We start from the raw sequence: 13,127 nt of genomic DNA on the forward strand, positions 1-13,127 counted from the left end.
AATCAAAATAAAGCTCACGCCTGCTTTACTTTAGCTAACTTATTAGCATAAATGATTAAAATTTTAACCCCAAGTATTAGTCACTTTACAGCCATTATTACGCTGGTTTTTTTCTGCGAATATAGAGTTTTCTATTGAGCTTAGCGACAATTTCGCCTTGCGCATCTTTTACATACACCGGAATTTCAGGCAGATATTTTTCGCCTTGCGCGGTCTGGGTCAAAATATCGGCAATCAAAGCATCGGTAATGAAAAATTCTGCGGTTACTGTGCCCTTGCCGGGTTTAATATAATCGATGTCTGCTGACTTATCCCAAACGATATAATCTTTTCCCAATCGCGCCATTACCAATAACATGCAGAAGGGATCTGTCATTGCATATAACGAACCACCAAAATGTACACCAACCGCATTTTGGTTAAACATGTTTAATTTTAAACGCACTTTGGCTTGACGAAAATCCTCAGAAACATCAACAACACGAATGCCAGTAAATAGAAATGGTGGCCAGATATTTAGTAATAATTTCATTTGCCAAGCTTTTTTAAACATAGGTTTTCCTCAAAGGTGGAATAAAAACGTGAGTACTGATATAAACGCTAAGGTTTATATCCTCATACTCGTCAGACCAGCAAAGTATTATGACGTTTTAAGCCAATAAAACCAACAAAATAGACAATCATTTACAACTAGCCCTTTCAACCGAGCCCATAACCCCCTATAATTTTCACTATATTTAAAGCAGATGTAGAGACCAAAATTAATGCCTGAACAAAATGAAGAACTAAAAAGAGCTGGACTAAAAATTACTCTGCCGCGCATTAAAATTTTGGCCATTTTACAAAACCCCAATAACCAGCACATCAGTGCTGAAGACGTATACAAACTTTTGCTTGAGCATAATGAAGAAATTGGTTTGGCGACAGTATATCGCGTATTAAACCAATTTGATGATGCTGGTATTGTCACTCGTCATCATTTTGAAGGTGGTAAATCAGTATTTGAACTAAGTCATAAGAAACACCATGATCACTTAGTGTGTTTGAATTGCGGTAAAGTGATTGAATTTGAAGATGATGTAATCGAACAGCGCCAAGAAGACGTGGCAAAATTTCATAAAGTGAAATTGACCAATCACAGTTTATACTTGTATGGCGAATGTGAAGATGAAGTAGCGTGCGAGAAATATCGTAAAGCGCAGTCTTAAAGCGCAGACAAAATAACAAATAAAAAGCCCTAGTTATTAAGTTAACTAGGGCTTTTTATTTTCAAGAAGAGCGGTATATATATAGAATAGTAACGCAAGTTATCGCTCACTTAGTGAGAATACACTGTCGTTAAACCGCTACTACCTAAGCTAACATCAAGCTAACGCAGCGCAGCTAAACGCTAATCAAACTCACCAACGCTCAATACTCCACTGCACCGCCATCAAGGCAATCAATAAAGAACCTAACGGCATCACGCCTTTGCTATAGAATTTTCTCTTGCGCAGTAAAATCAATACCGGTAGTAAAATAGCTAATATGGCTAACTGACCGATTTCCACACCAAGATTAAAGGCTAATATACTCAGCAATTGTTGATCAGCGGGTAAACCTAACTCGCCTAATACGCCAGCAAAGCCCATACCGTGTAACAAACCAAAAGCAAAGGTTAACCAAGCTAAACGTAGTACTAGAGGCCAAATATTATTCAGGGCAGCAAATAAAACGGATAAAGCAATGCCAAGTTCCACCCAACGACTACTTGGGCTTAACCAGCCTAAAGCGGTTGCGGTTAATGTCAGCGAATGGGCTAAGGTAAATGCGCTAATAATCCATACCGTATTGGTCAAAATAACGTTAACACTGGTAATAGCTTGCCACTGCTTGTTTTTACGTTCTAGTACCGCCGGCAACAATAGCGCTAACAAGAACAGAATATGATCAATACCGATCCAAATATGAATAATGCCTTGATAGACAAACTGCTTAAAAGTGGTCCGCCAACTTCCCTCACGTAAGTCTATCGTTATTTTTCTGGTGTTATCATCCAAGACAAAGCTGTGCATATTGCTGCCATCACCAATGTTTAGCACCATTTCATGGCTACTATCTAAAGCAAATATCGCACTATATTTTATATTTAATGGCCCACTGATAGCACATTGTCCTGAAAAGTCAGTAACAGCAAAGGCTTCGTTAGCATGATCCTGTAAACGCTCTACAAGGTCGAAACGCAGGTTACATGTAAGATTGTCACGGCTAAGTAATAAGTTTTCTGCTAAGTAACTGGCGATCTCAGCTTGGCGACTTTTTACTTCTCCCCAAGTTAACTCACCATTAGCATTGAGATCTAAACCCACCGCAAGTTCCAAGTCAGCTAAACTCAATTGCCATTCGCCATTAATGCGACCCGTATCGTCAATTTCGGCAATAATATAACTGGTGCTCAATTGATGAGCCGACACGGTATTCGCTAATAATAACGACAGTCCGATTAAGGCTATTTTTAACCACTGGTGCATATTTAATCTCACTACTGTTACTGCTTATTGGCTGTAAGCTTTCTAGCTTATGCCTGCGTTGAACTTTTAAGGTCGGCTTGTGCTGCCATTGCGCGTTTAAGTATGCGTTTATCTGGGCCTAATTTAGCTTGTTGCCAGTTGATTTTTGCCCAGTGCAGCGCTTTAATTGCATCAGGCGCAATATCTAAATAATAACGGGCAATGTCGGCGGCATGGGCTGTGTCATTACGCTGCAAGCGTATTTCAATGCGCTGGCTTAGTCGCTGTTGCCACACTTGTTTGTCTAGATTACTGGCTGAGTTACCGGCTTGCTCTGCCAAGGCTAAACGCAGTAATAATGCATCATCAAAACTATCACTGGCTAATACAATCGGCCCTAACTTATCTAATACAATGTTACCTTGTTGTTGCTCCAAATGAATATCAGCCCATAACGCCAAATAACTCACGGGCGCTTGTGCTAAAGGAAAATCTGACAAATGTTCAAGTGCTTGCTCTGGAAGCTGTTGTCGTTGGGCAAGATCAGCCAAAATTTGTTTAAGCCACACATGCTGTTCACGTGGAATGTCGCCCGCCATATTAACCACGCGTTTTAGTTGCTGATAGCTCTGGGCAACTTGTCCTTGTTCAGCATTAACTTCAAGTACACAAGCTGTGCTTAGCAAAAGACTGCCCTGCCCCAACACTTGTAAACAGGCTTGTTTAGCTGCCACTAAATCACCTTGAACCATGTGAATATTGGCTTTCATTAGCCAAGCGGCGACATGATCAGGCTGAAGCTGCAGTATTTCCAAAAGCAGTTGTTGTGCCTGATCAAACTCATGATAGTGCTGCAATACCGTAGCTGAATAAAATTGTAATTCTAAATCATTAGGATCAGCTAATAATAAGGGCTTAAGTAATGCGCTGGCGCGGCCATAATAGCGACTGGCTAAACCTGGTTTGCTCGCGTCACTGATCAGTTGCGCGATAAACACTTTTGGTTGTTCTGCGGGTTGAGGCACCGTCCAACTGGCAACGATACTTTGGTCTGATTGGGGTACATAACTTGCTGAGTATGCCGGGTGTGCGATAGTAATAAAAATCAATATTAATAAGGCGCGGCTGTAACCTTGTAGGTAAATGAGTATGGCCATATTATTATCCATAAAAGGGCGCCTTCCATGGCGCAGTCAAACTTTATTTTACTGTGGAAGCAAGTCGTCGTATGCCGCTGGATCCTCAACATCTTGAGTAAACGTACGACCATTTACGGCCAAAGGTTTATCATTAGATTGCTGATTAAAGGCTGCACGACTCGTACTATTAAAAGATACTGTCAGCGTTTCAATAGTAATGTTAACTGTACCAGTAACCGCGGTATTTACGCCGTCAGTCACTGAAAAAGTAAAGCTGTCACTACCGGTTACTTCGTTATTTGGCTGGTAAGTAAATCCACCATTGCCGCTAACAGTAACCACACCTAACATTGCCTGTTGATCAAGGCTAAAGCTTAAAGCGTCGCCATCTGCATCAGCTGCACTTAACATATCGGTAATCGGCGTTTCTGTTTGAGTAATCAAATCCACCGTTATCGTAGTAGGTGCCGCATTGGCTGGCTCGCTTGGCGCTTCATAACCATCATTACACCCTGCAAGTACCAAAGTGGTCGCTAAACTTAACGCTATCACCTTAAGTTTAGGTGCTGCGATAATAGGCGACGCTGTGTTGCGTTTATAATATTGCATTAAAGTGCTCCTTATTCAGAACCGGGTAACGGCATAGCTAAATATGGGAAGCTATCGCCCATCATAGATGCATCGCTAGGTGCGCCATCAGTAAAGGCGGCATTACCAACACTAGCATCTTCTGGTGCACAGAAACCTAAGTTTGTCGGCACGCCATTCACTGGAATGTCATGACATAAAGCGCCCATTACTACACGAAGTGCAATATCAACTACGTCATCACCTGGACGACGACCGTTTGGAAAACCCGCTAAATCGTTGCCAGCTACACCGAATGCAGATTGCTCGCTAGCTGGCTTGGCAGGAATACCTGTATTTAAGCGCAACATTTCAGAACCTGTAACGATTGATTGCTGGTTAACACCTTCAACACCGGTCAAAAATGCCGCGATCAAATCAGTTCGTGGAAAGTTTGTTGGCGCCAGTGTTTCTAAATCAGTGCCAAGTCTAGTGTTTACTGCATCTTTAAACAGAATATTCAGTAACTCAGGTAACGTTGGGTGTGTGACATAATCGATAAACTGGCCATCATTACTTGGATGCGAGCTAGAAAATTTATCTTTATCTGCTAAACCGATAACCAACTCGTTTACTAGCGGTGAACCCAAACGTGAAACCTGAGTCATTGCACCACCGTTCACTTCAGTGCTATCAAAACTAGCATTAGGATTCAAAATTCTTGCTTGCGGCAAACTTGCACTAGTCCAACTACCAATAACACCATTACCTTCGCCAATTAAGCAAGCGGTTGGTACTTCAATAGCAATACTGGTGACGTTTTTATCCGCTAAATCATCATTCATTGATGATTGAGTAATACCGTCTGGGAAACCTTCTCCATCGCCATTACCACGAACACTGTCACCTTCAACAGGCACAAAGTTGACTAAATCAAAGACCTTACCCAAGTTAACAGTAAATGCATCTTTACGCTGACCAACGAACACTTTAGCCGGGACATCACATCCAGGGATAGTTGCTGAATAAACAAAGCTATCGGCGTAAGTTTTATACTCTGCGGCGCTGCCAAATGATTTAGTACCAATATAATCTAGTGGCTTGCGAAAATTTGTGCCGCCTGTGTCCATATTAGTAACATCAACAGTAGTGCCTGTGCGCATCGGGCCTGAAGTCATTTTAACCCTGTACTTTTCAGAGAAATTAGCTGCCCCTTGATTATCCGCCGTGATCTTACCGACATTCTTAAGCGGTACACCAACAGGTATTTGTTCACCTTCTGGACCTACCATCAAGGCAATACCAGCATTGTCATTGCCTAGCATCTGACTAAAATTAAAACTAAAAGTAATATCTTCAACGGCATCGCCATCACTGTCGATATGGATGTCATAAGTCGCAGCAGGATCCATAGCGAAATAGTTAGGTCCACCATAAGCATCTTGTAAAGGGATATAGTTCGCAATTAGGGTAACATAATCACCACGCCCTGCTTCGTAACTATTGAATGAATAAAAATCTGTTGAATCTATTGTCGGCATGCGCGTAACATTAGGTGCTTCACGATGACTTGATGCTGTAACAGCTTGAGACAAGGTTGCACTCATAATTATCGAGGCAATAAGCGTTAATTTATATTTTTTCATGACGTTTCCTTTTTTAATTTTATGATTCTAAATAGTACTTTTTTTAGAGTTCATATAGTTAAACGGTTGAGATTAAGTATTGGATGCAAAGAAAGTAATCTTTTTTTAAATTAATTATTTTTCCAAGCGATTAATCAGCTTAAACACGCTAATAGGTCATATTTACCTACCCGATTAAAAACGTGTCATAACTTATATACTGCTCTTATGTACCGCAGCACCTCTATGCTTTTATACTTTTGTGCTCTTTTATTGATAATGTTGTTCCAACCCAGACAACTTAATTAACTAACGAAAGCTGATTTAAAGCCAGCTCGCAATAACACTGTATGCATTTGTGCTTTTATGACTAGGTTAGCTTTCAAGTTATGCAACTTACATAACTTGTACGAGTTGGTTAAACTTATGCTGTAATCCCGCTCAATATTTTTTAATGATTGACGATTCATCCAACACACTAATATCAGACCGCTAATGGATAAATTTATTTCAGGGCAATAACAAAAAATTAAAAAAAAGTAAAAAAAAAGCGAAACTTGCGTTTCGCTTTTCACCTTATTTAGAACAGATCATGCGCTAGCTGTAAAACTCATTAGCGCTGATTAATAAACTAAAGCGTAACCAATTTAGAGGTGTATAGCACGGTAGTAGGTGAACCATTCGGCGAACCACCTAGCGGCTCTAAACTCACCGCCAAAGCAGCAATTTCAATTTGATCAAACAATTGAGGTTTATTTAAGGTCAATTTACCCGTTTTAGGTAATAAGCCTAAAGAGATAGGCGCTCTGCCATCTGCTGGTACTATCCATAATTGATAATCCGCATTAGCCTGAGCCACTAAGGTTTTAGTCGCTTGAATATCAATAGTGTCTGTGCCGATTTCTAGTGCCCATAGCAGCTCAGTTTGTTCATTATTTACTAAAGCGAGTTGTTGAGCATCCGGTGCTGATATGGGTTCAACATTGACTAATAATACCGCTAGCACCAAAGCAGCCGCTGACGCTAAACCTGCGATGCTTTGCCAAATCTTTGACTTGGCCTTGGTGAACGACACAATATTATTTTTTTCTGGCTCAGTAACAAACCCTAGCTGCTGTTCGATGCGCAGCCACACTGACACATCAGGTGTCACGGGTGAAATTTTTTCTCCTAAGCCATTTAGCTGCTGCTCCCAAGTTTGGGTAGCCTCGCTGATCGGCGGATATTGCATCATTAATTTTTGAAAGCGCTGACGAGCAGGTCCGCGTAAGGTACCTAATACGTATTCTGCAGCTAGGGCATTTTTGAGGTTTTCAGATAAATAATTCATGAGGTTAAGCAACTTTGTAAACTTGTAAGACCGCGTCTTATCCAGCTTTTAACCGTGCCCAAAGGATTATTGAGGTGTTTAACCACCTCCTGATGGGAGCAGCCATTGAAGTAGGCCAAATAAATAGCCTGACGTTGTTGCAGATCAAGTTTTTGCAAGCATTTGTCTAGTAACAGTTCTTCTATGTCATGGCTTTTCTCGGGCGTATCTAGTTCAACGCTGTCTGGCTCAATTAATTCATCTTCTTTTCTAATTTTGTTATAGCGCAAAATATCTAGCGCCCGATAACGCACTATGCTGATCATCCAAGTCAACACTGTGCCCTTGCCGACTCGGTATTCTGATGCATTATGCCAAATACGCACATAAGCCTCTTGCAAAGCTTCTTCAGCTAATTCTTTACGCGCTAACATTTTCAAGCTAACCGCATAAAGCTGTTTACTGGTGGTTTGGTAAAGCGCTGAAAACGCCTTTTTATCGCCTTGAGCTATAGCGCCAAGTAAGGCTAGGTGCTGTTCATGTTCCATTATTTATGGCTCTTTTTCTGTAAGAATAATTTACTGACAAGCCAAGATAGTATACTAACTGATGAGGATTTACCTACAACTCCATTTAGCCTCAACCGAGAAACTCCTTTTAAAAAAACCTAAAAGCGCCCGATTGGAAAATAAATAAATCCGATTAAATAGCGCTATTATCTGGCTAAATTTATGACACAACTGTTCAGTATCCACCAACAATTATTGCACCGAGTAACTCTTGATATTAAATTGAACATCAGTAAGTAGTTTTAGCAGAGGGCTAGGGAGGTAAGTGTAAGTAGCTAGGTTCATCAGAATAAATAGCTTATTAAATCTCACACACTCAAGAGTTTTATCGTTACATAGAGCAGTGCTAAGCTGATAAAAATGAAAACGATTGCGGCCAATTTAAATATACTTTTTGCTAGCCAATGTTTCATCCGGGCAAACCAACCTTTGGGCATATCATCAATATTTGGCGTATTAACTAATAAACCTAATATTGCACTTAATAACAAGCTCCATGTGGCTAATAACAAACTCGGTACACCATAACTATTTTGCTCAGCAATCGAGCCATTAAGAAATAAAATCACGATAAAAACCAGGCAGGCAACAAAGGCAAAATTTAATAACGGCTTGATAATAAACAAACGCTGCGCCAACTTTTTAACTGTCATACTTTATGCCTCTTTAACTTAGTTTTAATGTCACTTTGATTAAATTTCACTTAACTTTCATGCACTTTAATATTAGGTTCATGTGATTAACCACACAGTCATAGCCTAGTGTGATTATCTCGACAGTTTAGCGTTTTTGCTTACAGACTCAAACCACTAGTTTTATTATTTACACTAATTATCAGCTCTTTTTCTGCACCTAAAGTAGTATTCTACAACTTGGTTTTATAAGCCATGCTGCTAAGCTGAAATGATTTTCTTAGCCTCTTAATTGGAAGCTTTTATTTTTTATTTTCTACTATGGAGGAAGTTTAACATGACTAAATATTTATCGATGTTTATCATCATTACCATCAGCTTGTTAAGTGCTAACAGCCTAGCTAAGCCAAGGGCATTAATTGGATTTGGCCTTAATCCTGGTGAGCTAAGCGCCAGTTATTTTCAAGGCGCTAAAGACAATAAAAACCTTATTGTTTTGTTACACGGTTGTGCTCAACAAGGGCAAGTGCTCGCACAGCAAAGTGGCTTAATGGCTTTAGCAGACAAAAAACAATTTTCACTACTTATTCCACAACAAAGCCAAGACAATAATATTCAAGGCTGCTTCAATTGGTTTTCTTCACAAGATATAGAGCAAAACCAAGGTGAAAGCCTGTCAATAAAAAACATGATCACGAGCGTTAATGCTGAACATCATTTTAACAAAATTTATATTATAGGATTGTCAGCCGGTGGTGCGATGGCAAGTTCAATGCTGGTTAATTACCCACAGCTATTTACTGCTGGCGCCATTATTGCTGGCATACCCTACCCTTGCGCCCATAACTTAAGCACGGCTATTGCCTGCATGCGCAGCGGCCCCTCACAAAACCCTGAGCAATTAACCCAATTAGTGCATCAAATAAACAGCTCAACAAAACATTGGCCTACGCTGTCAATTTGGACCGGTTCTCAAGACACAGTCGTTAACCCAAAAAATTCACAACAACTTGCTATCCATTGGGCCGAGTTAACTCAGTCGTCAAAACAGCCCATTATCTCAAAACACCAAGGCTATAAAGTTAGCCAATGGCAAGGCCAGAACAAGCAAGTGAATGTCGAACTCATTGAGATTGAAAATATGGGCCATGGCATTGCGGTAGCGCCACAAAAAATTGATGGTGGCAGTGAAGCGCCGTTTGTCATTAACACCCCTATTAGCACTGCATTGTACTTACTCGAGGCTTGGGGGCTATAAATGCTTAGCTATTTCGCTAAAACTAGACTGTAAGCAATAAATAAAATTATATTTAACGGCTTTAATTACAGCAACTTAAAAATAAATACCGACGACATACTACTATAGTACAAATTGTCTTCTGGCAAATTTACTATAAAGTTTTAAGCCCAATAATGAAGAAATAAAAACTGCGCACATTAGCGGTTGATTAGATTTAAAACACAGGGAAATATTATGAAGCATTACAACCTAAGGCTAAGTGTTTTGGCCATCACCATTTCAGCCGCACTGACCAGTCAAAGCATCTTGGCCGCAGCAGCGAATGAACAGCTAAACAATGCTCCAACATTGGAGCGGATTGAAGTCACCGCTCGAAAATCATTGGAAAGTTTACAATCTGTACCTGTCGCAATCACTTCTATTGGCGCTGAACAATTAGCGCAAAATGGCATTAGTGTGATGACAGAAGTTCAACAGTTTTCACCGAATACGACTTTACAGGCCAGTCGTGGTACTAACTCAACCTTAACGGCTTTTATTCGCGGTGTTGGTCAAGATGATCCACTTTGGGGCTATGAACCTGGTGTCGGCATTTATATTGATGATGTTTATATTGCCCGTCCACAGGGAGCCGTACTAGATATTCTTGATGTTGAACGTATTGAAGTATTACGAGGTCCTCAAGGTAGTTTATATGGTAAAAACACTATTGGGGGTGCGATTAAATATGTCACTAAAAAAATGTCTGGTGATGTAGAACTTGATCTTACAGGAACCTTTGGAACTTACGATCGTAAAGATTATAAAGTTGCGGGTAAAATCCCAGTGATAGCTGATAAATTATATCTTGGCTTTGCTTTGGCTGACCTAAAGAGAGATGGTTATGGGGAATTTTTACAATCTGCCTTACCGGGTCAAAGCTTAGAGAACTATAATAAAGATATTTTTGCTGGTCGACTTACCATTGAGTTCGAACCGACAGAGGATTTATTCTTACGTTTTAATTACGATAAAACCACCGACGACTCAAATGCAAAAGGCGGTTATCGTTTACTGCCAAGCATGGTGACTGATGCGCCAGTACCCAATAGTGTTTATGATTCTTACACCAGTATGCCTACGTGGAATAGTGTTGAGTCAGAAGGCTTTAGCCTAACAGCTGAATATATCATCAATGATACTTGGTCGGTTAAATCAATCACCTCAAGCCGTGATAATTATTCAAAAACAAATATTGATTTTGATAATACCGCCGAGCGTATTTTCGATGTCCCTGCCATTTATGATGATGAACAATTTACGCAAGAATTTCAGCTAAACTATAACTCAGATAATTTAACCTTTGTCTCTGGTCTGTACTACTTTGATGGTGAATCATGTGGCCAGTTCGATGCTATTTTAGAGAATTTCGGCAAGTCTTTGGCTTTACCTGGGCTAACTCGAGAAGTGACGGGGTGTAATAACAGTGAAAGCTATGCTGTTTATGCTCAAGGTTCCTACAATATTACCGATAAATTCTCCATGACCTTAGGTGCGCGCTATACCAAAGAAGAAAAAATAGCTAACGTAAATAATGGTGTGGTATTTGAAACCGTTTATCCAGAAAGTAGCTGGGTACCCGGTTATGAACGTGGTGATGTTCAATTCCCTGAAGTGCTTAATGATAAAGAAGATTGGTCGCGCTTTACCCCGCGTGTAGGCGCAGAGTATCAATACTCAGACGACATGATGTTTTTTGCCAGTTATTCACAAGGCTTTAAATCAGGTACTTTTAATCCAAGAGCCAGTGGTCCAGAGCCAGCGGTAGATCCAGAAGTGGTAGATTCATTTGAAGTTGGCCTGAAAAGTGAGTGGAATAATAATTTAAGGGTTAATGCGACAGCCTTCTACCTTGATCATAAAGACAGACAATTCGTTACTGTTTTACCTTCAGAAGACAATAGCGCTTTAAGCCAACGTTTAGGTAATATTGGTAAATCAACCGCATCAGGTTTAGAGCTAGAAATTGAATATGCTGCGGCAGATAACTTAAATGTTTTTGCCAGTTTAGGTTTGATTGATTCATCTTTTAAAGAAGTAACATCATTTGATACTGACGGTAGCCAAATAGATATTAGCGATAGTTTTACTATTACAAACACCCCTGAAACGACTGCTAACCTTGGTTTTGCTTATAATATCGAAACATCAGTTGGTGCTTTTGTTGTTAATGGTAACTACTATTACCGTAGTGAGTATGACTTAAACGTTACCGAAAACCTATTAACTCAAGACGGCTATGGTCTACTTAATTTCGGTGTTAATTGGTATAGCAATGACGGAGATTGGACTGCAGCACTGCATTGGAAAAATATTACCGACGAAGAGTACTTAGTCGGTAACTACGCCTTCTTAGGCGAACAAAATAATGATGGCAGTTATCAACCTGGTTTAGGTGGTGATACGACACTGATTGGTTATTACGGGGATCCTGAAACCCTTGCATTGACCATAGGTTATAGTTTCTAAAAATCATGCTATTTTCAATAGTATAGAAAGTGCTGGTTTTTACTGGCGCTTTTTTTAATAATAAAAAATTAAGCCGTCTGTTAAATTAGTTCCCGCTGAGGGAATAAAGCTAATAGACTTGATAATACGCCCATTATTTTCAGTGTATTGGGCTACCTCCTAGTGTGGTAAGCATATAAAAGGCTGCTGTAATGAAGCAAGCAAAAGTAATTATCGCCGACGATCACCCCTTGTTTCGCACCGCATTAAAACAAGCTATAGTTGAATGCATTGAGGATCACGAAAGCTTAGAAGTAGACAACTTTGACGATCTACTCAAAGCGGTTACCCTTAACAACAGCTTAGAAATCGTTTTTCTAGATTTACATATGCCAGGTAATGATGGCTTTACCGGCTTAACCCAACTGCAAAACCATTTTCCCGATATTGTGGTGATCATGGTCTCTTCAGACGACAATTCTGAAACTATGCAAAAAGCGATTAACTTTGGCGCAGCAGCATTTATTCCTAAATCGGCTGATTTAACCACCATAGCACAAGCCATTGACAGCGTTTTAGCTGGGGGGATTTGGTTACCAAAAAATATCGAATTTAATGCCGACCAAAAAATAGATTTAGCGCACCAGAAACTGGCAAAACAATTAAGTCAACTCACCCCTCAGCAATACATAGTATTAACCCAAATAGCCGATGGTCAGTTAAATAAGCAAATTGCCTATGATCTCGACATCAAGGAAACTACGGTTAAAAAGCATGTTTCCGCGATATTATTAAAATTAGAAGTAAACAACCGCACATTAGCTGGCCTAGCATATCAGCAACTCATGCTAAGCCCTTCACAGCATTTGAATGTGTCTTAATCTCTCTAAAACAGCTATAAAGCTTATAAACCTCTCCCGTTTAACAACAAAGTTTTTCTCAAAACTTTCATGCTCTTTGGGTGATAGTTACTGGTTTAAATCTCTGGGGGTGCTAGTGTTAATCTAGATTAAATAGACAGCACAAGGAAATAATAACACCTGCCGCTTGGCTGTAAATTGAACGAGTTT

At 39.9% G+C, this 13,127-nt stretch carries 12 protein-coding genes; 4 read left to right on the forward strand and 8 right to left on the reverse strand.

Features of this window, described 5'->3' with window-relative positions:
- Positions 1-97: 97 nt before the first annotated feature.
- Positions 98-553: a DUF4442 domain-containing protein gene (locus H4J61_RS12450; protein ID WP_182185271.1), complete on the reverse strand. Its 456-nt coding sequence runs from the start codon at positions 551-553 to the stop codon at positions 98-100.
- A gap of 211 nt (positions 554-764) precedes the next feature.
- Here H4J61_RS12450 and fur point away from each other — a divergent pair, with 211 nt between their 5' ends.
- A complete protein-coding gene (gene fur / locus H4J61_RS12455; protein ID WP_182136124.1) occupies positions 765-1,208 on the forward strand; it encodes a ferric iron uptake transcriptional regulator in 444 nt (147 codons plus the stop codon).
- A 192-nt stretch (positions 1,209-1,400) separates the two neighbouring features.
- Here fur and H4J61_RS12460 read toward each other — a convergent pair whose 3' ends face one another.
- From H4J61_RS12460 to H4J61_RS12490, 7 genes are all read right to left on the reverse strand, one after another.
- On the reverse strand, positions 1,401-2,510 hold the full coding sequence (locus H4J61_RS12460; RefSeq protein WP_182185310.1) for a HupE/UreJ family protein: 1,110 nt from the start codon (positions 2,508-2,510) through the stop codon (positions 1,401-1,403).
- 47 nt (positions 2,511-2,557) lie between these two features.
- A complete protein-coding gene (locus H4J61_RS12465) occupies positions 2,558-3,658 on the reverse strand; it encodes a lipopolysaccharide assembly protein LapB (protein WP_259363302.1) in 1,101 nt (366 codons plus the stop codon).
- A gap of 36 nt (positions 3,659-3,694) precedes the next feature.
- The gene (locus H4J61_RS12470; protein ID WP_182185272.1) at positions 3,695-4,237 is read right to left on the reverse strand and encodes an Ig-like domain-containing protein; all 543 of its coding nucleotides are present in this window, start codon (positions 4,235-4,237) and stop codon (positions 3,695-3,697) included.
- An 11-nt stretch (positions 4,238-4,248) separates the two neighbouring features.
- The gene (locus H4J61_RS12475) at positions 4,249-5,802 is read right to left on the reverse strand and encodes a DUF4331 domain-containing protein (RefSeq protein ID WP_404852067.1); all 1,554 of its coding nucleotides are present in this window, start codon (positions 5,800-5,802) and stop codon (positions 4,249-4,251) included.
- A 649-nt stretch (positions 5,803-6,451) separates the two neighbouring features.
- The gene (locus H4J61_RS12480; protein ID WP_182185274.1) at positions 6,452-7,150 is read right to left on the reverse strand and encodes an anti-sigma factor domain-containing protein; all 699 of its coding nucleotides are present in this window, start codon (positions 7,148-7,150) and stop codon (positions 6,452-6,454) included.
- A complete protein-coding gene (locus H4J61_RS12485) occupies positions 7,147-7,677 on the reverse strand; it encodes an RNA polymerase sigma factor (protein ID WP_182185275.1) in 531 nt (176 codons plus the stop codon). The genes H4J61_RS12480 and H4J61_RS12485 overlap by 4 nt, the downstream gene beginning before the upstream one ends.
- A 329-nt stretch (positions 7,678-8,006) precedes the next feature.
- Positions 8,007-8,351, reverse strand: coding sequence for a hypothetical protein (locus tag H4J61_RS12490; RefSeq protein WP_182185276.1), 345 nt, complete (start codon positions 8,349-8,351; stop codon positions 8,007-8,009).
- A 316-nt stretch (positions 8,352-8,667) separates the two neighbouring features.
- On the opposite strand from H4J61_RS12490, the gene H4J61_RS12495 reads away from it, so the two are divergent.
- From H4J61_RS12495 to H4J61_RS12505, 3 genes are all read left to right on the forward strand, one after another.
- The gene (locus H4J61_RS12495; RefSeq protein ID WP_182185277.1) at positions 8,668-9,588 is read left to right on the forward strand and encodes a PHB depolymerase family esterase; all 921 of its coding nucleotides are present in this window, start codon (positions 8,668-8,670) and stop codon (positions 9,586-9,588) included.
- A 216-nt stretch (positions 9,589-9,804) separates the two neighbouring features.
- Complete coding sequence (locus H4J61_RS12500; RefSeq protein WP_182185278.1) at positions 9,805-12,078, forward strand: TonB-dependent receptor; 2,274 nt, start codon at positions 9,805-9,807, stop codon at positions 12,076-12,078.
- A 191-nt stretch (positions 12,079-12,269) separates the two neighbouring features.
- Positions 12,270-12,938 (forward strand): response regulator transcription factor, encoded by a 669-nt coding sequence (locus H4J61_RS12505; protein WP_182185279.1) that lies wholly within the window; start codon positions 12,270-12,272, stop codon positions 12,936-12,938.
- The last annotated feature ends 189 nt before the right edge of the window (positions 12,939-13,127 follow it).

The sequence above is a fragment of the Colwellia sp. MB3u-4 genome (assembly GCF_014077065.1).
In the GTDB taxonomy this organism is placed as follows: domain Bacteria; phylum Pseudomonadota; class Gammaproteobacteria; order Enterobacterales; family Alteromonadaceae; genus Cognaticolwellia.